The 21,983-nt window shown below is 74.1% G+C and carries 21 protein-coding genes, 1 tRNA gene and 1 riboswitch; of the genes, 10 read left to right on the forward strand and 12 right to left on the reverse strand.

The annotated features are described in order from the left end of the window. The first annotated feature begins 64 nt into the window (after positions 1 to 64). The gene (locus AC1Q5D_RS00545; RefSeq protein ID WP_481736604.1) at positions 65 to 1,339 is read left to right on the forward strand and encodes an FAD-dependent monooxygenase; all 1,275 of its coding nucleotides are present in this window, start codon (positions 65 to 67) and stop codon (positions 1,337 to 1,339) included. Positions 1,340 to 1,369: 30 nt separating this feature from the next. Here AC1Q5D_RS00545 and cls read toward each other — a convergent pair whose 3' ends face one another. Beyond that, entirely contained in the window at positions 1,370 to 2,851 is a 1,482-nt protein-coding gene (cls, locus tag AC1Q5D_RS00550; RefSeq protein WP_481736605.1) for a cardiolipin synthase, read from the reverse strand. Between the two features lie 69 nt (positions 2,852 to 2,920). Between cls and AC1Q5D_RS00555 the strand changes: the two genes are divergently transcribed. Continuing rightward, positions 2,921 to 3,802 (forward strand): aminodeoxychorismate lyase, encoded by an 882-nt coding sequence (locus AC1Q5D_RS00555; protein WP_481736606.1) that lies wholly within the window; start codon positions 2,921 to 2,923, stop codon positions 3,800 to 3,802. An 84-nt stretch (positions 3,803 to 3,886) separates the two neighbouring features. Here AC1Q5D_RS00555 and AC1Q5D_RS00560 read toward each other — a convergent pair whose 3' ends face one another. Genes AC1Q5D_RS00560 through AC1Q5D_RS00570 form a run of 3 tightly spaced genes read right to left on the reverse strand, consistent with a single transcriptional unit; the run spans position 3,887 to position 6,872 of the window. Beyond that, complete coding sequence (locus AC1Q5D_RS00560) at positions 3,887 to 4,681, reverse strand: energy-coupling factor transporter transmembrane component T family protein (protein WP_481736607.1); 795 nt, start codon at positions 4,679 to 4,681, stop codon at positions 3,887 to 3,889. Next, entirely contained in the window at positions 4,678 to 6,255 is a 1,578-nt protein-coding gene (locus AC1Q5D_RS00565; protein ID WP_481736788.1) for an ABC transporter ATP-binding protein, read from the reverse strand. The genes AC1Q5D_RS00560 and AC1Q5D_RS00565 overlap by 4 nt, the downstream gene beginning before the upstream one ends. Further along, positions 6,252 to 6,872, reverse strand: coding sequence for an ECF transporter S component (locus AC1Q5D_RS00570; protein WP_481736608.1), 621 nt, complete (start codon positions 6,870 to 6,872; stop codon positions 6,252 to 6,254). The genes AC1Q5D_RS00565 and AC1Q5D_RS00570 overlap by 4 nt, the downstream gene beginning before the upstream one ends. A gap of 50 nt (positions 6,873 to 6,922) precedes the next feature. Then, positions 6,923 to 7,046, reverse strand: a riboswitch (TPP riboswitch). Positions 7,047 to 7,116: 70 nt separating this feature from the next. On the opposite strand from AC1Q5D_RS00570, the gene AC1Q5D_RS00575 reads away from it, so the two are divergent. Continuing rightward, positions 7,117 to 7,386 (forward strand): DUF4235 domain-containing protein, encoded by a 270-nt coding sequence (locus tag AC1Q5D_RS00575; RefSeq protein WP_481736609.1) that lies wholly within the window; start codon positions 7,117 to 7,119, stop codon positions 7,384 to 7,386. Here AC1Q5D_RS00575 and mnhG read toward each other — a convergent pair. Genes mnhG through AC1Q5D_RS00605 form a run of 6 tightly spaced genes read right to left on the reverse strand, consistent with a single transcriptional unit; the run spans position 7,383 to position 14,002 of the window. After that, entirely contained in the window at positions 7,383 to 7,895 is a 513-nt protein-coding gene (gene mnhG, locus AC1Q5D_RS00580) for a monovalent cation/H(+) antiporter subunit G (RefSeq protein ID WP_481736610.1), read from the reverse strand. The genes AC1Q5D_RS00575 and mnhG overlap by 4 nt on opposite strands. Further along, positions 7,896 to 8,156 carry an MrpF/PhaF family protein gene (locus AC1Q5D_RS00585; RefSeq protein WP_481736789.1) on the reverse strand — a complete coding sequence of 87 codons (261 nt, stop codon included), beginning with the start codon at positions 8,154 to 8,156 and terminating at the stop codon, positions 7,896 to 7,898. 2 nt (positions 8,157 to 8,158) lie between these two features. After that, complete coding sequence (locus AC1Q5D_RS00590) at positions 8,159 to 8,779, reverse strand: Na+/H+ antiporter subunit E (RefSeq protein ID WP_481736611.1); 621 nt, start codon at positions 8,777 to 8,779, stop codon at positions 8,159 to 8,161. Further along, positions 8,776 to 10,401, reverse strand: coding sequence for a Na+/H+ antiporter subunit D (locus AC1Q5D_RS00595; RefSeq protein ID WP_481736612.1), 1,626 nt, complete (start codon positions 10,399 to 10,401; stop codon positions 8,776 to 8,778). The genes AC1Q5D_RS00590 and AC1Q5D_RS00595 overlap by 4 nt, the downstream gene beginning before the upstream one ends. Next, positions 10,398 to 10,940 carry a Na(+)/H(+) antiporter subunit C gene (locus AC1Q5D_RS00600; protein WP_481736613.1) on the reverse strand — a complete coding sequence of 181 codons (543 nt, stop codon included), beginning with the start codon at positions 10,938 to 10,940 and terminating at the stop codon, positions 10,398 to 10,400. Before AC1Q5D_RS00600 ends, AC1Q5D_RS00595 begins: the two co-directional genes overlap by 4 nt. After that, on the reverse strand, positions 10,937 to 14,002 hold the full coding sequence (locus AC1Q5D_RS00605) for a Na+/H+ antiporter subunit A (RefSeq protein ID WP_481736614.1): 3,066 nt from the start codon (positions 14,000 to 14,002) through the stop codon (positions 10,937 to 10,939). Before AC1Q5D_RS00605 ends, AC1Q5D_RS00600 begins: the two co-directional genes overlap by 4 nt. Positions 14,003 to 14,112: 110 nt before the next feature. Here AC1Q5D_RS00605 and AC1Q5D_RS00610 point away from each other — a divergent pair, with 110 nt between their 5' ends. Continuing rightward, positions 14,113 to 15,447: an MFS transporter gene (locus tag AC1Q5D_RS00610; RefSeq protein ID WP_481736615.1), complete on the forward strand. Its 1,335-nt coding sequence runs from the start codon at positions 14,113 to 14,115 to the stop codon at positions 15,445 to 15,447. A gap of 30 nt (positions 15,448 to 15,477) precedes the next feature. Here the strand turns inward: AC1Q5D_RS00610 and dcd are convergent, their stop codons facing one another. Next, a complete protein-coding gene (dcd, locus tag AC1Q5D_RS00615) occupies positions 15,478 to 16,059 on the reverse strand; it encodes a dCTP deaminase (protein ID WP_481736616.1) in 582 nt (193 codons plus the stop codon). A 100-nt stretch (positions 16,060 to 16,159) separates the two neighbouring features. On the opposite strand from dcd, the gene AC1Q5D_RS00620 reads away from it, so the two are divergent. Then, positions 16,160 to 17,134: a M15 family metallopeptidase gene (locus AC1Q5D_RS00620; RefSeq protein ID WP_481736617.1), complete on the forward strand. Its 975-nt coding sequence runs from the start codon at positions 16,160 to 16,162 to the stop codon at positions 17,132 to 17,134. A 113-nt stretch (positions 17,135 to 17,247) separates the two neighbouring features. On the opposite strand, the gene AC1Q5D_RS00625 is transcribed toward AC1Q5D_RS00620, so the two are convergent. Further along, the gene (locus AC1Q5D_RS00625) at positions 17,248 to 18,960 is read right to left on the reverse strand and encodes a fumarate hydratase (RefSeq protein ID WP_481736618.1); all 1,713 of its coding nucleotides are present in this window, start codon (positions 18,958 to 18,960) and stop codon (positions 17,248 to 17,250) included. Between the two features lie 118 nt (positions 18,961 to 19,078). Between AC1Q5D_RS00625 and AC1Q5D_RS00630 the strand changes: the two genes are divergently transcribed. From AC1Q5D_RS00630 to panD, 5 genes are all read left to right on the forward strand, one after another. Next, entirely contained in the window at positions 19,079 to 19,570 is a 492-nt protein-coding gene (locus tag AC1Q5D_RS00630) for an SseB family protein (protein WP_481736619.1), read from the forward strand. A 76-nt stretch (positions 19,571 to 19,646) separates the two neighbouring features. Beyond that, positions 19,647 to 20,129, forward strand: coding sequence for a cation:proton antiporter regulatory subunit (locus AC1Q5D_RS00635; protein WP_481736620.1), 483 nt, complete (start codon positions 19,647 to 19,649; stop codon positions 20,127 to 20,129). A 9-nt stretch (positions 20,130 to 20,138) separates the two neighbouring features. Continuing rightward, on the forward strand, positions 20,139 to 21,320 hold the full coding sequence (locus AC1Q5D_RS00640; RefSeq protein WP_481736621.1) for a cation:proton antiporter: 1,182 nt from the start codon (positions 20,139 to 20,141) through the stop codon (positions 21,318 to 21,320). A gap of 100 nt (positions 21,321 to 21,420) precedes the next feature. After that, positions 21,421 to 21,491: transfer RNA gene (locus AC1Q5D_RS00645), tRNA-Gly, on the forward strand. Positions 21,492 to 21,550: 59 nt separating this feature from the next. Continuing rightward, a complete protein-coding gene (panD, locus tag AC1Q5D_RS00650) occupies positions 21,551 to 21,982 on the forward strand; it encodes an aspartate 1-decarboxylase (protein WP_481736622.1) in 432 nt (143 codons plus the stop codon). The last annotated feature ends 1 nt before the right edge of the window (position 21,983 follow it).

Consider the following 21,983-nt stretch of genomic DNA (forward strand, 5'->3'; position numbering starts at 1 on the left):
CGCGGCGCCGGGCCGCTGCCCGCCCGCCGGCCCGGCCGCCGGCGCCGGGGGATACCGTGGAGGCATGGAGGATCCCGCAGCCCGTGCACGCCGTCCGTCCCGCCGCGCCGGTCCCCCGGCCCCGCCCGGCACGCGCCGCGCGGTGGTCGTCGGCGCCGGCATCAGCGGTCTGGCGACGGCGGGCCTGCTCGCGCGGATGGGGTGGGAGACGACCGTCCTCGAACAGTCCGCCGGCCCGCGCCGCGCCGGCTACATGATCGACTTCTTCGGCCCCGGCTTCGACGCGGCCGAGCGCCAGGGCCTGCTCGGCGCGCTCCACGAGCGCGCGGTCATGTACGACGGCGTCGCCTACGTCGACGGCGAGGGCAGGACGACGGCGCGGCTCGCCATGGACAGCTTCCTCGCGGCCGCCGGGGGCCGCTTCTTCAGCATCCTGCGGCCGGACATCGAGACGGCCCTGCGCCAGTGGCTCCCCGCCTCCGTGCAGATCCACCAGGGGGCCCGCGTCGCCGACGTGGAGCCGGGGCGCATCCCCGTCCCCGGCGGCCCCGCCGACGCGAGCGAGCCCGCGGTCGCCGTCCTCGAGGACGGCCGCCGGTTCCCCGCCGAGCTCCTGGTCGGCGCGGACGGCATCCACTCCGCGGTGCGCCGCTGCCTGTACGGCGCCGAGGAGAGGTACCTGCACCACCTCGACGCGCACGCCAGTGGGTTCGTCTTCGAGGACCGGGCGATGGCCCGCCGGCTCCGCGGGGACGTCCACCTCACCGACAGCCTCCGGCGCCAGGCCGGCCTCTACGCGCTGCCGGACGGGCGCGTGGCGTTCTTCGGCGTCCACGCCACCGGGGACCGCGTCCTCCCGCGGGACCCGCGCGCCGCCGTCGTCCTCCACTACCGCGACCTGGGCTGGGAGCTGCCGGCCGCCGTCGGGCAGGTCGGGCGGGACGTGTACTACGACGTCGTCGCCCAGTCGGTGGTCCCCCAGTGGCGGCGCGGCCGCACGGTCCTGATGGGCGACGCCGCGCACGCGGTGTCCCTGCTCGCGGGCCAGGGCGCCTCCCTGGCCGTGGCCGGGGCGGAGGTCCTGGCCGCGAACCTGGCGACGGAACCGGACCTGCAGCTGGCCCTGCACGAGTACGAGCGGGACTGGCGCCCCGTCGCCGACGAGCAGCAGCGCGCCGGACGCCGCAACGCCGGGATGTTCCTCGCCAAGACGGGCGCGGGACGCGTCGCGCGCCGGCTCGCCGTGCGGGCCATGGGCCTGCCCGGGGTCGGCCCGGCCGCCGCCCGCTCCGTGTTCGGCGCCGCCCTGCCCTCGAAGGGCCGCGGCGCGCCCGGGTAGCGGCGCGCCCGGGCCGGAGGCCGCCGCGCGCTACTGGAGCGTGGCCGTGAGCCGGCAGACGTTGTCGACGTACCGCTCCCAGCGGGACCGGGCCGTCCACGCCCCGAGGGTCAGGAGTTCGGACCGGGACCGGTAGGTGTCCTGCACGCGGGCCAGCTCGGCGACGGCCCGCGCCCCGAGCATCATCACGGACACCTCGAGGTTCAGCGAGAACGAGCGCATGTCCATGTTGGAGGAGCCGAACACGGCGACGTCCTTGTCCACCGTGAAGCACTTGGTGTGCAGCACCATGGGCTCCTCGTAGCGGTAGATCCGCACGCCGGCCCGCAGCAGCATCTCGTAGTAGGACTGCTGGGCGTGGTTGACGAGGAACTGGTCGCCCTTCTTGGACACGAACAGCTCGACGTCGACGCCGCGCTGCGCCGCCGTCGTGATCGCGTACAGCAGCGAGTCGTCGGGGACGAAGTACGGGCTCGTGATCCGCAGGCGCTCCTGGGCCGAGTAGATCAGCGTGTTGAACAGGCGCAGGTTGTTCTCCGACTCGAACCCCGGCCCGCTCGGCACCAGCTGGGCGGTGATCGGCCCGTCGGGCGGCTGGGGCACCACGTCGTCGAGGTCGGCCATGAGCTGCTCGTCCGTCTCGGCGCCCCAGTCGGTGGCGAACATGACGTTGAGGCTCGTCACCATGGGCCCGTGGACGCGCGCCATGAGGTCCACCCACTCGCGCCCGAGCCGGCGGGAGAGGCCCCGCTTGTAGCCGGGCTCGATCAGGTTCTGGCTCCCCGTGAACGCGACCTCCCCGTCGATGACGAGCATCTTGCGGTGGTTGCGGAGGTCCGGCCGGCGCCACTGCCTCCGGAACGGGCTGAGCGGGAGCATGGCGCGCCACTGGATCCCGCCGGCGTCGAGCCGGCGCTTCAGCGCCCGGTAGCCGCTGACCCGCAGCGTGCCCAGGTGGTCGTAGAGGAACCGGACGGTGACGCCGCGGGCCACGGCCCGGTCGAGGGCGTCCAGGAAGGGGCCGGCGTAGCGGGGGTCGTCGCCGACGATGTAGAACTGCGCATGGACGAAGTTCCGGGCCCCGTCGATGGCCTCGACCATCTTCTCGATGGACTCCTCGTAGTCCAGGACGAACTCGAACCGGTTCCCCTCCTGCAGCGGGAAGGCCCCGAGGTTGCGGTTGAGCTCGGTCGCCGAGCGGACCCATTCGGGGCCGTCGAACTCGGGGTCGTCCACGTCGAGGTGCCGCGTCGCCTCGAGCACGCGCCGGTTCACCTCGGTCTGGCGCTGGATCCGGCGCCGGGAGAGGCGGAAGTTGCCGAAGGTCAGGAACAGGAGCAGGCCGATGGCGGGCAGGAAGAAGATGGCCAGCAGCCAGGCCATGGCGGTGGTCGGGCGGCGGTTGCCGGGCACCACGCCGAGCATGACCACGCGGATGCCCATGTCGATCACCCAGGCGACGCCGAGGACCCAGGGCGGTAGGGCGTCCCACAGGGCCAGCGCGTCGAACAACGGACCTCCTCGGGTTTCCCACCGTGCCTGCCCAGCCTACCGGGCCGAACCCACCGGTACTGTTGACCCATGACTGTGCTGGTGTTCCTCGATCCCGACCACGCCGGGGGCCGTGTCGCCGACGCGTCCTTGCCGCAGCTGTCCGTCCTCGACCAGGGCACGACGCGGGGCGACGGCGTCTTCGAGTCGATGCTCTACACGGGCGGGTCGGTGCGGAAGCTCGATGCCCACCTGGCGCGTCTGGCCACGTCCGCCGCGGCCTGCGAACTGCCGCTGCCGCGCCCCGAACGCTGGCGGGCCGCCGTGGAGACCGCCGTGGCCGAGTACGTGGCCGCCGAGCAGCCGGGCTTCGAGGACGAGGCCGTCGTCAAGCTCCTGGCCACGCGCGGGCCCGAGGGCGGCACCGGCACGTTCTGGGTGACCGCGGCGCCGGCCCCGGAGTCCGGGCGCCTCCAGCGCGAGGAGGGCCTCGCCGTCATCACCCTGGACCGCGGCTACGACTCCGCCGTCGCCGAGCGCGCCCCGTGGCTGCTCTTGGGCGCCAAGACCCTCTCCTACGCGGTGAACATGGCCGCGCTGCGCCACGCGCGCGGCCTGGGCGCCGACGACGTCATCTTCCTCTCGAGCGACGGCCGCGTCCTCGAGGGGCCGACCTCCACGGTGCTCATGGCCGTGTGCGACGGCGGGCGCAAGCGCCTCGTCACCCCGCTCCTGGAGACCGGGGTCCTGCCCGGCACGACCCAGGGGGCCCTGTTCGCGGCCGCGGAGGCCACCGGCTGGGAGCTCGGCTACGGCCCGCTGGAGCCCGGGGACCTGCTGGCCGCCGACGCGGTCTGGCTCGTCTCCAGCATCCGCCTGCTCGCGCCCGTGAACTCGATCGACGGCGTGGCGATCGGCCGCGACCGCACCCTGCACGACGAGCTGATGGGGCTGGTGCGTCAGGTCAGGTAGCGCACGCGTCCGCGGGGGCGGGCCGGGCCGCCGCCCGGGCGGGCGGTCGGGCGGGCGGGCGGCCGGGAGCCGCCCGCCGCCGGGCTAGAGCCAGACCGCGTTCCACGTCCCCGCGGCCACGGCCGCCGCCACGGGCACGGCCGCGAGCGCCAGTCCCCCGGCGACGACGACGGCGTCGAGGCCGGAGAACCGCGACGGGCGCGCCCAGGTCCGTGGACCGCCGCCGAACCCCCGGGCCTCCATCGTCACGGCGAGGCGCGAGGCCAGCCGGATCGACTGCACCAGCAGCCCGAAGCTCTGCCCCAGCAGGGCGCGCAGCCGGTGCAGCGGGCCGCCCTGGGCGCCGACGCCGCGGGCACGACGGGCCAGGCCCAGGACGCGCCACTGCTCGGCCAGGAGCCCGACCAGGCGCAGCGCCGCGAGCGTGCCGAGCACGAAGCGGTGCGGCAGGCGGGCGCGCTGCGCGAGGGCGTCGGCCAGGTCGGTCGGGTCCGTGCACGCCATCATCAGCAGGGCCGGGCACGCGATCGCCAGCCCGCGGACCAGCATGGCCGCGCCGAGCCCGAGCGAGCCCTCGGTCATGGTCCACAGGCCGGTGTCCAGCAGGACCCGGCCCGAGTCCTGCCCCACCGCCGCCGTGCTGAATCCGCCGAGTGCCGCCGCGGCCACGAGCGGCCAGCCGCGGCGCCACAGCAGCGCGTACGTCACCCCGGCCAGCGGGACGAGGGCGAGGCAGGCCAGCAGCATGGCTCCGGCGGAGACCAGGTCGATGCTCAGCGCCACCGCGAACGTCGGGACGACGACGGCGAAGAGCTTGCTCAGGGGGTTGGCGCGGGCCAGGGGCGCGTGGTTGTCGCGCAGCGTCAGGATCTCCCTCACCGTGCCGACCCCGTTCCGGCTCCGGCCGGCACGCCGCCGGAGGGGCCCAGCGCCAGCTCCGTGCCGCCCAGCGCGGCGGCGAAGTCGCCGTCGTGGGTGACGGCGACGACGGCGGTGCCCGCGTCGAGCAGCTCCGTGAGCAGGGACGCCAGCTGGGCCCAGGTCAGGGCGTCCTGGCCGAACGTCGGCTCGTCCAGGACGAGCACGCGCGGATGGGCCGCGAGCACGGTCGCCACGGAGAGGCGCCGCTTCTCGCCGCCGGAGAGGGTGTACGGGTTCGCGTCGGCGAGGTGGGCCAGCCGGAGGCGCTCGAGCAGCTCGTCGACGCGCTCGAGGCCCCGGCCGAGCTGGCGGGGGCCGAAGCGCAGCTCGTCCAGGACGGTCCCGGCCACGAACTGGTGCTCCGGCTCCTGGAACACCGTGCCGATCCGCGGGATCAGCTGCTCGGCCCGCCAGCGGTGCGGGTGGGGCCCGACGGCGCGGGAGGCCCGCCCGCGGTCTCCGGGCACCGGCCGGCGCAGGGCGTCCGCCGCCTCGACGGTCCCGGCGAGGGGCTCCAGGAGGCCGGCCAGCGTCAGCGCGAACGTCGACTTGCCCGCCCCATTCGGGCCGGTGACGGCCAGCGCCCCGCCCGCGGGGACGTCCGCGGCCAGGCCGGCGGCCGCGGGAACGGCGGGCCGGCGGCGCGTACCGCGTCCGCGCGCCACGGCCAGGTCCCGGGCGGCCAGCAGCGCGGGCCCGGTCCCCGCGGTCGAGCGCGGGCGGACGGCGGGCGCGTGCCCGGGCACCCAGACCCCGGCCGCGGCCAGGGACGCCCCGTTCCGGCCGAGCACGGCCCCGGGCGGGCCGTCGGCCAGGACACCGCCCGGGTGTCCGGCCCCGCCGGGCGCGAGGACGACGACGCGGTCGACGGCGTCCTGCCACACGGCGACCCGGTGCTCCACGACCAGCAGCGTCGCCCCGGTCTCCTCGGCCGTGCGCACGACGGCGTCGCGGACCTCCAGCACGCCGGCGGGGTCGAGGTTGGCCGTCGGCTCGTCGAGCAGGATCAGCCCCGGGCGCATGGCCAGGATGCCGGCCAGGGCGAGCCGCTGCTTCTGCCCCCCGGACAGGGCCGACGACGGGTGGTCCAGGGGCAGGTGGCCGAGGCCGACGGCCGCCAGGGCGGCGCGGACGCGGTCCCAGATCCGGGCCGGCGGCACGGCGAGGTTCTCGGCCCCGAAGGCGACGTCGTCGCCCACGCGCCCGAGGACGACCTGGGTCTCCGGGTCCTGCTGCATGAGGCCCGCGCGGCCGCGTTCGGCGCGGGGGTGTCCCCCGTCGATCCGCAGGCTGCCGGTTTCCTCGGCCTCGCCGTCGTCCCCCAACACGCCCGCCAGGGCGTGCAGCAGCGTCGACTTCCCCGCCCCGGACGGGCCGATCAGCAACACCTTCTCCCCCGGTTCAATGCGCAGGTCCAGGCCCGCGACGGCGGGGTCCGGCCGGCCCGCGTGGCGCCAGCCCCATCCCTCGGCGGCGATCCCGGCGGGGCGGACGCGCCCGGCCGTCGCCGCGTGCGCGGCGCCCACGCTCAGAGGACGGGCTCGGAGGCGGCGCGGCGCGACGCGAACGCGGACAGCGCCCCGGTCCGCGACAGCCCGCGGGTCGCGATCCACGACAGCAGGCCGGCGATCACGGCGCCGGACAAGGACGTGCAGGCCATGTAGGCGAACTTGTCGCCGAGCCCGTACGCGATGTTCCAGCCCCACGGGGAGAAGCAGTCGTTCAGGCCCATGGCCAGGCCCGCCCCGGTGCCGGCCAGCAGGGCGACGGGCAGCGTGAAGCGGCGGTAGCGGAACGCGGCGATGACCAGCTCCGCGCCCAGGCCCTGCACGATGCCGGACACCAGGACGGTGGTCCCGTACGGCGAGCCCATGAGCAGCTCCCCGGTCGCGGCGACCGTCTCCACGAACAGGGCGGCGCCCGGCTTGCGGATCACCAGGCCGCCCAGGACTGCGGGCAGGACCCAGCCGCCGGACAGCAGCCCGGCCAGGGGGGCGTAGGCGGCGGTGAGGCCGACGGACAGCGGCGGGTAGACGCCGTTCGACCAGACCCAGAACAGGACGCCGCCGGCGACGGCGAGCAGGGCGCCGACGACGATGTCGACGACGCGCCACGAGCGGCGGGCGGGCGTTGCGGTGGTGGTGGCCATGGTTTCCTCCTTGTGCAAGGAGGGGGAGGCGGTGCGCGCACGGTGGCGGCCGCCCCGAGAACTCGACTCCCTATCGCCGGTACTAGCCGGATCAGGTTCGAGGGTCTGCGCCGGTGCGCACTCTCAGCGTTCCTGCGGGCCCTGCGGGTCCGCGACGCTCCCCTGTCGTTGGTTACGGTCCGCACATTCTACCCCAGCCGTTATGCTGGGCGGGACAGCGCCCCCGAGGGAAGAGGACCCTTTCGTGAACCCCGTCTTGAAGCTCATCGGATCGCTCGTCTCGATCGGCCTTGGCGTGGCCGCCGCGAAGTCCCTGGACTTCCTGTGGACCGGGATCACGGGGAAGAAGCCGCCCAAGGCGGCGGACCTGGACACGCTCGCGGAGGCGTCCGTGCGGCAGACGGTGGCCTTCGCGACGGTGTCGGCGATCGTCGGCGCCGTCGTGCGCGTGCTCGGCAACCGGGCAGCCCAGCGCGGCGTCGCCCGCTACATGGCCTCGATGGACGAGGTCTAGCTCCCCGCGTCTGGGCGGTGCGGGTCCGCGACCCGCCGCTTCGCCTGCTCCGTCCCGCCGTGTGCGGCCGCGGCGTCGGCGCCCGCCGGCGACTGGCCGTCGTGCGCGGCCCCGTCGTGGGCCACTGGCGGACCGTGCCCGTCGCCCCCGTCCTGGGCCCGGGCGACGACCTCGGCGAGGTCGTCCACGACGAGCGTCTCCGGCTTGAGGTGCTTGGTCCGGTAGCCGGCCCGCCCGACCATGTGCGCGCTGACCGGCGACGTCAGCAGCTGCAGCAGCCACACCACGAGCAGCGCGGGCACCGCGGCCAGGGAACGGTTCTGCAGGGCGACCGCGGCCAGGAGGAGCAGGAGCCCCAGCACCTGCGGTTTCGTCGCGGCGTGCATGCGCGAGAGCAGGTCGGGGAAGCGCAGGAGGCCGATGCCGGCGGCCGCGTTCATGAGCGCCCCGACGACCAGGCAGGCGGCGGCGGCGTCGTCGAGGAAGCTGTCGAGGGTCGTGGCGTCCATCTACTGCCTCCGGTCCGTGACGTAGCGGGAGACGGTGACCGAGCCGATGAACGCCGTGCCCGCGGCGACAATGACGAACGCCAGGTGGTTCAGGTGTCCCGAGACCGCCATGTCGACGCACAGGGCGGCGATGACGATCGCGAGGATCACGTCGACGGCCAGCACGCGCTCGAGGATCGACGGCCCCCGCCACACGCGCACGATGGCAAACAGCAGCGCGAGTGCCAGCAGGACGCCTGCGGTCCAGGCGGCGACGGTCATGATCACGGGGTTCCCTCCTTCGTCGGGGTCCGTTCGGCCCGCAATTCCGCGAGCTCCCGGGGGGTTCCCATGACCTCGATGAGCCGGGCCTCCGTGTCGCGGACGGTCTGGCGGAAGTGCTCGGCGTCCGCGGGCGTCTCCACGTTGAGGACGTGCAGGTAGAGCGTGGCGTGCGGCCGGTCCACCTCGACGACGAACGAGCCCGGGATGAGCGTGAGCACGTGGCCCAGCACGGTGGTCATCAGGTCCTCCCGGCTGCGCAGCTGCACCCCGACGACGGCGTTGCGCACGCGCGGGCCCTTGAACACGGCGACGCCCAGGACGACGAAGCTCGCGACCGCGACGTCCCACACGAACCGCAGGGCGAACACCACGGCCCGGGCCGGGTTGAACCGGCCGCCCAACTCCACGGGCGGCAGGCGGAACACGGACACGATTCCCAGGGAGAGCAGCAGGCCGAAGAGCAGGTTGCCGGCGGAGAAGTCCATCCACGCGGCCCCCCAGAGCAGGGTCATCCAGACGAGCAGCGGGAGTTCGACGACCAGGCGGGGGCGGCGGCGCCGGCGGTGCCCCTCGGCGCCGGTTGCCCCGGTGCCGATGCCGGAGGCGCGGGCGGGGCTCATGGCGTGCCTCCCCTCGCCGCGGTGCCGAGGACGGACTCGATGTACGGGGCGCGTTCGAGCATGGCGACCGCCGCCTGGTCGCTGAGTTGGAACAGCGGGCCCGCGAAGAACGTCAGGGCCACCCCGAGCACGACCAGGGCCCCGGTGGCCAGCACCATCGTGCGCGGGAGCACCGCCGTGTCGCCGCGGTCGCTGAAGCGGCTGGCCGGGAAGTTGGCGACGTGCTCGTACGTGGTGACGCGGCCGCCGTCGGACGCCGCGACCAGCAGCAGCGGGTCGGGGTCCTCCGCGTCCTCGGCCTTGCGCCAGAACGCGCGGTTCCAGACGCGGGCGACGGCGAGCAGCGTGAGCAGCGACGTGGCCAGCGACCCGGCCAGCAGCACCCAGGCCAGGGGCGTGCCGAGCTCGATGCCGCCCTGCAGCAGCCCGAGCTTGCCCAGGAAGCCGGAGAACGGCGGGATCCCGCCCAGGTTCATGGCCGGGACGAAGTACAGGACGGCCAGGACCGGGGACAGGCGGGCCAGGGCGCCCAGGCGGTCGACGTCCGACGTGCCCGCCCGGCGCTCGATGAGGCCGGTGACGAGGAACAGGGCGGTCTGCACGATGATGTGGTGGGCGACGTAGTACACGGTGGCCCCCAGCGCCGCCCGGTTGCCCATGGCCAGGCCGAACACCATGAAGCCGATGTGGCTCGTCAGCGTGAAGGACAGCAGGCGCTTGAGGTCGGACTGGGCGACGGCGCCAAGGATCCCGACGAGCATCGTCAGGAGGGCGGCGACCATCAGGACCGGGTTCAGCGTGTCGCCCGGGAACAGGAGCGTCTCGGTGCGCACGAGCGCGTAGATGCCGACCTTGGTGAGCAGGCCCGCGAACACGGCGGTCACAGGGGCCGGGGCCGTCGGGTACGAGTCCGGCAGCCAGAACGAGAGCGGGAAGACGGCGGCCTTGATGCCGAAGCCCACGAGGAGCATCACGTGCAGGATCACCTGCGTTCCCTCCGGCAGCTCCGCGAGCTTGCCGGCCAGGTCCGCCAGGTTCACGGTCCCCGTCGCCGCGTAGACCATCCCGATGGCGGTCAGGAACAGCATCGACGAGAGGACGGACACGACGGTGTATGTGACGCCGGCGCGGATCCTCGCCGTCGTGCCCCCGAGCGTGAGCAGCACGTAGGAGGCGGTCAGCAGGATCTCGAAGCCGACGAACAGGTTGAACAGGTCGCCGGCCAGGAACGCGTTCGAGACGCCGGCGACGAGGATCAGGAACGTCGGGTGGAACACGGAGACGGGCCCCTCCTCGTCGCCGTCGGCCATGCCCTGGCCCGTGGCGTAGACGAGCACCGCGAGGCTCACGGCGGTGGACACGACGAGCATCAGGGCGGAGAACTCGTCCACGACCATGGAGATCCCGAACGGGGGCGCCCACCCGCCCAGCACCACGGCCTGCGCGCCGTGGCGCCAGGCGCTGACCAGCATCGCGGACTCGAGGACCAGGGTCATGACGAGCGCCATGATGGTCGTGGCGCGCTGCAGGCCCACGCGCCGGCGCAGGACGAACGCCAGGGCCGCGCCGAAGATCGGCAGCGCGACCGCGAGCGGGGCGAGGGAGACGGCGGCGGGGATCACGGGTTCCGGGCCTCCTTGTTCCGCCGTTCGTCCAAGCTCCCGGCGCGTTCCTCGTCGTGGGCCCGCTCCTCGGGGCCCCGCGCCCGGGCGGCCGCCCCGACGCCCGCCGGCACCGGGGCGGAGTCGTCGGTGAACTCGGTGGTGTCGGCCTCGATGGGCGCGTCCTCCTCGGCGTCGAAGGTGGGCTGCTCGGCGACGCGGCGGTCCTCGACGTCGTCCACGACCTCGTCGCGGCGGGCGATGACCCAGGAGCGGTAGATGATCGCCAGCACGAACGCCGTGACCGCGAACGTGATGACGATGGCCGTGAGGATCAGGGCCTGCGGCAGCGGGTCCGCATACTCCTCCGCCGGGACGCCCTCCGCGTACAGCGGCGCGCGGCCGGCGCCCCCGCCCGCGGCCAGGAGCAGCACGTTCGCGCCGTTGCCGATGAGCAGGATGCCGAGCAGCACGCGCGTGAGGCTGCGCTCCAGCAGCAGGTAGATGCCGCAGGCGAACAGGACGCCCATGACGGCGAGCAGGGTGATGTTCACGCTCATGCGCGGCCCTCCGTTTCCGCCGGCATCGCGCCGGTCGCGTGTGCTGTCGCGGTGGTCGGCCCGCCCGTCCCTGCCTCGACGTCCCGCGCGCCGGGCGGCTCGGACGCGGCCGCCGCCGCGGCCGGGGCCCCGCCGGTCCGCTCGGCCCGCACGTCGATCTCCGAGCCGAGGCTGCGCAGCACGTCCAGGACGAGGCCGACGACGACGAGGTAGACGCCGATGTCGAAGATGGTCGAGGTGACGAACTTGTGTTCCCCGAACACCGGGAGCGCGAACTCGATCGCGGCGGATTGGAAGACCTGGCCGCCGAAGAGCAGCGGCAGCGCGCCGGCGGCGGCCGCGGTGGCCAGGCCGAGGCCCAGCACGGTGCCGGGGCTGACCGGGGTCGCCTCCGCGAGCTCGAACCTCCCGCCGGCCAGGTACCGGATGGACAGTGCGAGCCCGCACAGCAGCCCCCCGGCGAACCCGCCGCCCGGCGTGTTGTGCCCGGTCAGCAGCAGGTACACGGAGAGCAGGACCAGGGAGTGGAAGAGCAGCCGCGTGACGACCTCGAAGATGATGGAGCGCCGCTCGGGGGCCAGGGTCCGGCCGGCCACGAGCCAGGCGTCCCGGGCGCTGCGGGCGAAGTGGCGGGCGATCACCAGCGCCGCCCGGCCGCGTCCCGTCTCGACGAACCGCTCGGAGCCGCGGTCCACGCTGCCGGACTCCACGCGGCCGAGGTGGTGGCGCCGCAGGTCCCCGCGGCCCCGCACGAAGATCAGGCTGGCGACGCCGGTCGCCGCGGCGGCCAGGACGGTGATCTCGCCGAACGTGTCCCAGGCGCGGATGTCGACGAGGGTCACGTTCACGATGTTCTTCCCGGCCCCGCCGAAGTACGCGAGCTCGGGGAACTGCAGGGAGATCGGCTCGGCGGTCCGGGAGGCCATGGCGATCGCGGCGATCGAGACCATGGCGGCCGCGAAGCCGAGGGCGATGGCCGCGCGGACCAGGCGGTGGCCGAGCGGGTTGCGGGTCCACAGGCGGGCCGGCAGCGTGCGCAGCGCCAGGACCATGGCCACGAGGACGATCGTCTCGACGAGCACCTGGGTCAGCGCGAGGTCGGGCGCGCCGTGGAGGGCGAACAGCGCCGCCATGCCGTATCCGGTCACGCCCACCATGAGGACCGCCAGGAAGCGCTTGTTGGCCCGGAGCGCCGCCAGGGCCGCGGCCGTCATGCCGAGCCCGACGACCAGTTGGCCCGGTGCGTCGAACCAGTTCCACGCGTCCGGGGCGGGCGTCCGCAGGAACAGCGCCGCCGCGGCCGGGGCGGCCGCCGCGACGACGAGGATCACCGCCAGGTACACCACCAGCGAGCCGCTCTGCGTGCGCCCGGTCAGCCAGACGGAGACCTCGTCGGTCCCCTGCAGCGTGGCCCGGTAGGCGCGCTCGGAGTCGATGGCGGCGGGGACGCGCGCCTGGAGCCGGCCGACGGGGCCGCGGAGGAGGAAGAGCGCCAGGCCCCCCGCGATGGCCAGCGCGGAGAGGCCGAGCTCCGGCGTGAAGCCGTGCCACAGCGCCAGGTGCAGCGGCTCCTCGGCCGCGGGGAAGAGCCCCGCGTACGCGGACACGGTGGCCTCGACCGGCGGCAGGGCGAACGCCACGGCCACGCTGAGCGCGGACAGGACCGCCGGGGCGGCCAGGAAGGACCAGTCCACGGGCTTGAACCGGGTGGCGCCGAGCCCGGGCTTGGTGGCGAAGGCGCCCCACAGGAACCGGGCGCTGTAGGCGACCGTGAGGGCCGAACCGACCACGACGGACGCCAGCACCCAGACGCCTGCCGGCGTCGTGGCCTCCTCGACCAGCGCGGCGAGGACGGCCTCCTTGGCGACGAACCCGTAGAGCGGGGGCAGGCCGGCCATGGAGGCCGTGGCGATGGCGGAGACGACGAACAGCTTGGGCGCGGAGCGCCACAGGCCGCTCAGCTCGCGGACGTCGCGCGTTCCCGCCTGGTGGTCGATGATGCCCACGACGAGGAACAGGGCCGCCTTGAACAGCCCGTGGGCCAGGAGCATGGCGAGCGCCGCGATGGCGGCGTTGAATGTCCCGAGCCCGGCGACGATCATGAGGAACCCGAGCTGGGAGACCGTGCCGTACGCCAGGACCAGCTTCACGTCGTCCTGGCGCAGGGCGCGGTAGCCCCCGACGAGCAGCGTCGCGGTCCCGAGCCCCACGACGGCCCAGTCCCAGTGGGCCGTCCCCGAGAACCCAGGGGCCAGGCGCGCGACGAGGTAGACGCCGGCCTTGACCATCGCGGCGGCGTGCAGGTAGGCGGAGACCGGCGTGGGCGCGGCCATGGCGCCGGGCAGCCAGAAGTGGAACGGAACCAGCGCGGACTTCGACACGGCGCCCACGACGATGAGCAGGATCGCCACGTCCACGAACGTTCCGCTGGCGGTGAGCTCCGGCGCGGCGGCCAGGATCGAGGACAGGCGATTAGTCCCCGCGGCGAAGCCGAGCATCACCAGGCCGAGCAGCATGACCAGCCCGCCGAACGTGGTCACCATCAGGGCCTGCAGCGCGGACCGGCGGGCGAACACGCGGGTGCGCGCGAACCCGATCAGCAGGTAGGACAGGATGGTCGTCAGTTCCCAGAAGACGAACAGCAGGATCAGGTCGTCCGCGGTGACGAGGCCGAACATCACGCCGGCGAACGCGAGCAGCTGGGCGCCGAACGTCCCCAGGTTGGGGTCTTCGGTCTTGAAGTAACGGGCGCAGTAGAACAGCACCAGGGCACCGACCCCCAGGACCAGGAGCGACAGGGTCGCGGAGAGCGCGTCCATCCGGAACGCGAGTTCGACGCCCAGGGACCCGATCCAGGACCAGACCTCGGACGGCGGCGCGTGGGGGGCCCCGGACGGGGCGGCCTGGTCGGCCCGGAGGTAGCGGGGGAACGTGGCCACGAGCCAGACGAACCCGGCGGCCGGCACCGCCCCCAGGATGTAGAAGGTGCTCCGCCCCAGTTTCCGGAAGATCAGCGGCGCGACGGCCGCAACGGCGAACAGGGCGATGAGCACCAGGAGCATGCGGTCCCTTCCGGTCGACGGTGTCCCGCGGATACACCGGTGGCACGGTGTTGCGCGGGGGTCGCCTCCAGTCTACAGTGCCCCTCCCCCAACCGGGCTACGATGCGTCCATGGGAGACGCATCCGACACTGCCACGGTCCGGGTTCCCCGCACCAGGGTCCTCGCGTGGGCCTCGTGGGACTGGGGGTCGGCGGCGATCAACGCCGTCATGACGACGTTCGTGTTCACGGTCTACCTGACGAGCGACCTGTTCGGCGAGACGGACGCGAACTCCGCCGCGCTCGGCGCGGGGCTGGCCATCGCCGGGGTCGTCGTGGCCGTTCTGGCGCCCGTGACGGGCCAGCGCTCCGACGCGGGCGGCCGCCGGCGCTTCTGGCTCGGCGTGAACACGGTCGTGGTCGCCGCCGCCACCGCCGCGTGCTTCCTCGTCTTCCCCTCGCCCCCGTTCCTGCTCCTGGGCGTCGCGCTGATCGCCGCCGCCAGCGTCTTCTCCGAGTTCGCCGCTGTGAACTACAACGCGATGCTCCCCCAGGTCTCGACCCCGGCAACGATCGGGAAGGTCTCCGGCTTCGGGTGGGGCATGGGCTACCTGGGCGGCATCGTCGCCCTCGCCACCGTCCTGTTCCTCTTCGTCACGCCCGTCGTCGAGTGGCCGGGCGCGGCGACGGGCGACTCGCTGAACCTGCGGCTCGTCGCCGTGTTCTCGGCCGCCTGGTTCCTCGTCTTCGGGCTGCCCGTCCTGTTCGCGGTGCCCGAGGTCCCGGCGAGCGCCCCGGGCCGCCGGGCGGGCGTGCTGGAGTCGTACCGGCTGCTGTGGCGCCACGTGCGCTCCCTGGCCTCCGGATCGCCGCACACCCTGTTCTTCCTCGGCGCCTCCGCGGTCTTCCGGGACGGCCTGGCCGCCGTGTTCACGTTCGGCGGCGTGATCGCGGCCGGCACGTTCGGCTTCGAGCTGCAGCAGGTGATCGTCTTCGCGATCGCGGGCAACGTGGTCGCCGCGCTGGGGGCCATGCTCGGCGGGCTGCTGGACGACCGGATCGGCCCCAAGCGCGTCATCGTGTTCGCCCTGGCCGGGCTCATCGCGGCCGCGGTGGGCGTGTTCCTCTCCCCGGGCGCGGCCGGGTTCTGGGTCTTCGGCCTGGCCCTGTGCCTGTTCGTCGGGCCGGCCCAGTCCTCGTCGCGGGCCTACCTGGCCCGGCTGGCCCCGCCGGGGCGCGAGGGCGAGCTGTTCGGCCTCTACGCGACGACCGGCCGGGCCGTGAGCTTCCTGGCCCCGACCCTGTTCTCCGCCTCGATCGCGATCGCCGCGACCGCCGTGCCGGCCGGGGGCGCCCAGCGCTACGGCATCCTGGGCATCACCGTGGTCCTGCTGGCCGGACTGCTGCTCCTGCTGCCCGTGAAGCCCCCGGCCCGGGAGGCCCGACCGGAGCCGGCGCGGGACTAGGGGGACGTCGGCGGCGCGCCCGGCCGGGCGTCAGGAGCCCAGGCGGGTGCGGTGGAAGTTCTGGTGGCTGCGGGAGGCGGTCGGCCCGCGCTGGCCCTGGTAGCGGTTCCCGTACTGGCCGGAGCCGTAGGGGTGCTGCGCCGGCGAGGTCAGCCGGAAGAAGCAGAGCTGGCCGATCTTCGAGCCCGGCCACAGCTTGATCGGCAGCGTGGCCATGTTGGACAGCTCGAGGGTGACGTGCCCGGAGAACCCCGGGTCGATGAACCCCGCCGTCGAATGGGTGAGCAGCCCCAGCCGCCCGAGCGAGGACTTGCCCTCGAGCCGGGCGGCGATGTCCTCCGGGAGGGTCACGGTCTCGTACGTGGAGCCGAGCACGAACTCGCCCGGATGCAGGATGAACGGCTCGTCCGGCTCCACCTCGACGAGGCGGGTCAGGTCGGGCTGCTCGAGCGACGGGTCGATGTGCGCGTACTTGTGGTTGTCGAAGAGCCGGAAGAAGCGGTCCAGCCGCACGTCCACGCTCGAGGGCTGGACCATGGCGGCGTCGAACGGGTCCAAGTGGATGCGGCCGGCCGAGAGGTCGGCGCGGATGTCGCGGTCGGAGAGCAGCACCCGACCAAAATAGCGCATGCGCGCCGTGCCCGGGCGGCGCTATCCTGAACGCGGGGGGAAGACTCGACCTGCCGCCGGAGACGGCCGGTCCACGCACGACATGAATCGACACCGCACCACACCAGCCATCCGAGCGGCCGCCGCGGCAGCCGGAGCCGCCGCCGCGCTCTGGTGCGCCCTCCCCGCCGTCGCCGCCCCGGCCGACGACGCGGCGCCCGCCGCCTCGGCCCCCGCCGCCTCGACGCCGGCCGACGACGCGGCCCTGGCCCGGGCCGCCTTCGACGACCCAGCCTCCGTCCTGGTGCTGGTCAACCGCGACCGCCCCCTCGACCCGATCGACTACGCCCCGCGCCGCCTCGAGCCCGTCGCCGGCGGCGCCCACCCGATGGTCCCGATCGCCGCCGACGCCATGGAGCGCCTGCTCGACGCGGCGGAGGCGGCCGGGCACGGGCTGCGCGTCGAGAGCTCCTACCGCTCCCTCGAGACGCAGCGCGACCTGTACGCCCGGTACGTCCGCCAGCATGGCCGGGAGTACGCGGCGCTGATCTCCGCGCCGCCCGGCACGAGCGAGCACCAGCTGGGCCTCGCGGCGGACCTCGGGCTGGACACCGGCCAGTGCCGGCTGGAGCGCTGCTTCGGGGACACCCCCGCCGGGCGATGGGTCGCAGCCCACGCCGACGAGTACGGCTTCATCGTCCGCTACCCCCGCGGCGAGGAGGAGGCCACGGGGTACTCCTACGAGCCGTGGCACCTGCGCTACCTCGGCCCCGCCGTCGCCGCGGACGTCGCGGCCTCGGGCGCGGCGACCTACGAGGAGTACGTCGCGGCGGCGCGGCGCGCGGCCACGGGCGGGGACGGCGGCGCGGGCACGTCCCGGGTGCCCGCGCCGCTCGACGGCCGCCCCGGGGACCCCGCAGCGGCTGCGCCGTCGTCCGCCCCCGGCGCACCGGAGCCCCGCGGCGCCGGGGACCCCGCACCCGCCCCGCCGTCGTCCGCCCCCGGCGGCAGCGCCGCGGGCCCGGCCCACAGCGGACCGCCCCTGCGCATCCCTTGGTACCGGGTCTTCCAGACCTAGGCCGAGGCGTGCCCGGGCGCCGGGCCCGGGACGCGGCCACCCGGGCCCCCGCGCCCGGACGGCCGAAGGCGGCCGGCCCCGTGCGGGCCCGGCCGCCTTCGGGCGCGGGCCGGCTACTTCCCGGCGCGGACCGGGATGCCGGTGAACGTGGGCTTAAGGGTCTCGGCGAAGAAGTCGTTGCCCTTGTCGTCGACGACGATGAAGGCCGGGAAGTCCTCGACCTCGATCTTCCAGATCGCCTCCATGCCGAGCTCGGGGTACTCGAGGACCTCGACCTTCTTGATGCAGTCCTGGGCCAGGCGGGCGGCCGGGCCGCCGATGGAGCCGAGGTAGAAGCCGCCGTGCGCGTTGCAGGCCTCCGTGACCTGGCGGGAGCGGTTGCCCTTGGCGAGCATCACCATGGAGCCGCCCGCGGCCTGGAACTGGTCCACGTAGGAGTCCATGCGGCCGGCCGTGGTCGGCCCGAAGGAGCCGGAGGCCATGCCGTCCGGGGTCTTCGCGGGGCCCGCGTAGTAGACGGGGTGGTCCTTGAGGTACTGGGGCATTTCCTCGCCGGCGTCCAGGCGCTCCCGGATCTTGGCGTGGGCGATGTCGCGCGCCACCACGAGCGGTCCGGTCAGCGAGAGCCGGGTCTTGACGGGGTGCTTGGTGAGCTCCGCGAGGATCTCGTCCATCGGCCGGTTGAGGTCGACCTTGACCACGGAGCCGCCGCCGGTGCCGGTGACGCCCTGCGTGTCCCCGCCGTGCTCGGCCACGGCCGGGTGGGACTCCTCGGGCATGAAGCGGGCCGGGTCGGTCTCGAGCTGCTCGACGAAGATCCCGTCCGCCGTGATCTTGGCCAGCATCTGGCGGTCGGCCGAGCAGGAGACGGCGATCGCGACGGGCAGGGACGCGCCGTGGCGGGGCAGGCGGACGACGCGGACGTCGTGGCAGAAGTACTTGCCGCCGAACTGGGCGCCGATGCCGAAGTGGCGGGTCAGCTCGTGGACCTTCTCCTCGAGCTCGGTGTCGCGGAAGCCGCGTCCGGTCATCGCGCCCTCGGTGGGCAGGCTGTCCAGGTACTTGGCGGAGGCGTACTTGGCGGTCTTCAGCGCGTACTCGGCGCTCGTGCCGCCGATGACGATCGCCAGGTGGTACGGCGGGCACGCGGCCGTGCCGAGGGAGCGCAGCTTCTCGTCGAGGAAGCGCATCATGGCGTCCTCGTTGAGGATGGCCTTCGTCTCCTGGTAGAGGAAGGACTTGTTGGCCGAGCCGCCGCCCTTGGCCATGAACAGGAACTTGTAGGCGTCCTCGTGGCCCGGCGCGGTGTCGGAGTAGAGCTCGATCTGCGCGGGGAGGTTGTTGCCCGTGCTCTTCTCCTCCCAGGTGGTCAGCGGGGCCAGCTGGGAGTAGCGCAGGTTCAGGCGGGTGTACGCGTTGTAGATGCCCTTGGACAGGGCCTCCTCGTCCTGGCCGCCGGGGCTGAGCACGTGCTGGCCGCGCTTGCCCATGACGATCGCGGTGCCCGTGTCCTGGCACATGGGCAGGACGCCGCCGGCCGCGATGTTCGCGTTCTTGAGCAGGTCCAGGGCCACGAACTTGTCGTTCGGGCTGGCCTCGGAGTCGTCGAGGATGTTGCGCAGCTGCTGCAGGTGCGCCGGGCGCAGGTAGTGGGAGATGTCGTGCAGCGCCGTCTCGGCCAGCAGCTCGAGGGCCTCCGGGTCGACCTCCAGGAAGCGCCGCCCGCCCGGGCCTTCGACCGCCCGGACACCGTCGGTGCCGATCTTTCGGTAGGGGGTCTGGTCCTCCCCGATGGGCAGGAGGTCCTCGTACTGGAATGCGCTCATGGTCTTCCTCGGTGGGTCTAGGCGGTGCCAATCCACTGTACCGGGCGGGGCCGGTGCGCCGCCCCCGCGTGACGGCGGCCGCCTTGCGCATCCCGGGCGCGCGTGGTCGGGTGGGGACATGAGCGAGGAGAACACCCAGCCCAACGCACCGACGAGCCCGGCCGGGGACGACGGCGGCGCCGCCCCGGACCCGGACGCCCCGCAGACCCATTTCGAGAGCGTCCTGCTCTCCGGCCAGCAGGACCAGTCGCGCGCCGGGGAGGTCATTGGCGCGTTCCTGTCCGCCGAGCTGTTCTTCCTCAGCCGCGAGGAGGTCACCCCGGAGTCCGGGAACGTCCAGCCGCTCGTGCTGCAGAACAAGGACGGCGACCCCGTCGTCGCGCTCTTCACCCACCTCTCCCGCGTCCCCGAGACGTACGTCGACGAGGCGCCGTACGCGGTCCGCGTCGCCGGCGCCTCCGTGGTGGAGCACCTCACGGGCGCGGGCATCGTCATCAACCCCGGCCACGCCATCGGCTTCGAGATCGGCAGCGACGGCGTCGAGGCGATCCGCCGCGACTTCGGGCCGGGCGCCGGCGGGGCAGGCGGCGGGGCCGGCCCCGCCTCCTGACGCGCGGCCCGGAACCGACCCCGCGGGCTTCCCGACGCCCACCGCCCCGGGAAGCCCGCGGGTCTACAGTGTTCCCATGGATCTTGAGGAGACCCCGCTGCCGGGCATCGGCGTCCGGCGGGAACTCACCCTCGCGAGCGGCCGGCGCGTCGGCGTGGTCATCCACCGCGACGGCGGCCTGGAGCTGATCGTCTCCGAGCGCGAGGACCCGGACGCCGTCCTGGCCTCCGTGCCCCTGGGCATGGAGGAGGCCGCCGCGCTCGGGGCGCTGCTCGGGGCCCCGCAACTGGTGGCCCAACTGGGGCAGCAGCACAGCGAGCTGCCCGGCATCGAGACCCAGCAGGTCGTGCTCGGGGAGGATTCCCCGTATGCGGGGGCGACGCTCGGCGCCACGCGGCTGCGCACCCGCACCGGCGTCTCCGTGGTCGCGGTCGTGCGGGCCGGGCAGGTGCTGGCCTCCCCCGTCCCCGACTTCGGGCTGGCCGCGGGCGACGTGCTGATCGTCGTCGGCACGTCGGACGCCCTCGAGCGCGCCGCGCGCCTGCTCGGCGGCGTCTAGGAGGCCACGGTGTCCGGGACCACGCTCGTGCTCGTCGAGCTCGGCGCGTTGTTCCTGGGCCTCGGCGTGCTGGGCCGGCTGGCCGCGCGGGCCGGCATGTCCCCCGTCCCCCTCTACCTGCTCGGCGGCCTCGCGGTCGGCCACGGCGGGCTCGTCCCCGTGACCGGGCTCCAGGAGTTCGGCGAGGTCGCCAGCGAACTCGGCGTCGTCCTGCTGCTGCTGATGCTGGGCCTGGAGTACACGGCGTCCGAGTTGGTCGCGGGGCTGCGCGGCTCCTGGATGGCCGGCGCCCTCGACGTCGTCCTCAACGCCCTGCCCGGCGCGGCCCTGGCCCTCCTGCTCGGCTGGGGTCCCACCGGGGCATTCGTCCTGGCCGGGGTCACCTACATCTCCTCGTCCGGCATCGTCGCGAAGGTGCTCTCCGACCTGGGCCGGCTCGGCAACCGCGAGACCCCAGTCGTCCTGTCCGTGCTGGTACTCGAGGACCTCGCGATGGCGGTGTACCTGCCGATCCTCACCGCGGTCCTCGCCGGGGCCAGCTTCTGGGGCGGACTGCGGGCGGTCGGCATCGCCCTGCTGGCCGTGACCGTGGTCCTGCTCCTCGCGCTGCGGTTCGGGCCGTCGATCTCGCGCCTGCTCCACTCCACGGACCGGGAGAACCTGCTGCTGAACATCATCGGGGCGGCGCTGCTCGTCGCCGGGCTCGCGGCCGCCCTGCAGGTCTCCGCCGCGGTGGGGGCGTTCCTGCTGGGCATCGCGATCTCCGGGGCCACGGCGAACACGGCCCAGAAGGTCCTCGAGCCGTTGCGCGACCTCTTCGCGGCCCTGTTCTTCGTCCTGTTCGGCATCAACACCGACCCGGGCGCGATCCCGCCCGTGCTGGTCCCCGCCGTCGTCCTCGCCGTGCTGACGTCCGCCACGAAGATGGCCACGGGCGCGTGGGCGGCCCGCCAGGCGGGCATCGCCCGCCCCGGCCAGCTGCGCGCCGGCGCCGCCCTGATCGCCCGCGGCGAGTTCTCCATCGTCATCGCCGGCCTGGCGGTGGCCTCCGGCGCCGCGCCCGACGGCCTGGCCGCGCTCGCGAGCGCGTACGTCATGCTGCTGGCCGTGCTCGGGCCGATCGCCGCACGCTGGGTGGAGCCGGCGCTCCTCGGCCACCGGCGGGCCGCGGCGCACCCCGCCGGCCCGTGACCGGCCGCCCGACACGCGCCACGGGACCCGATTGCGCGGACGGGCCCGGTGTGGGATATGCTGAGTCGCGCCCGCGGTACGAACGGACGGCGGGCACATCGCGGGCGTAGCTCAATGGTAGAGCGCCAGCTTCCCAAGCTGGACACGCGGGTTCGATTCCCGTCGCCCGCTCTCTTTATGCCCAAGTTCACTCGGCGCCCCCGCCGGGTGGGCGTAGACTGGACCCCGCCATGAAACGCACCATGTTCAAGTCCAAGATCCACCGGGCCACCGTCACGCACGCCGACCTCCACTACGTCGGCTCCGTCACCGTCGACCTCGACCTGCTCGAGGCCGCCGACATCCTCCCCGGCGAGCTCGTGAGCATCGTGGACGTCACCAACGGCGCCCGCCTCGAGACCTACACGATCGCCGGCGAGCGGGGCAGCCGCGAGATCGGGATCAACGGCGCCGCGGCACACCTGGTGCACCCGGGCGACACGGTGATCCTCATCAGCTACGCGGAGATGGAAACGGCCGAGGCCCGCGAGTACGTGCCCGCGGTCGTCCACGTCGACGCCTCGAACCGCATCGTCGCCCTCGGCTCGGACCCGTCCGAGGCCGTGCTGCCCAACATCGAGCGCCCGCCCCACGCACTCGCCGGCACGCCCGCCGAACGCTAGC

This window comes from Arthrobacter paludis, assembly GCF_056782315.1.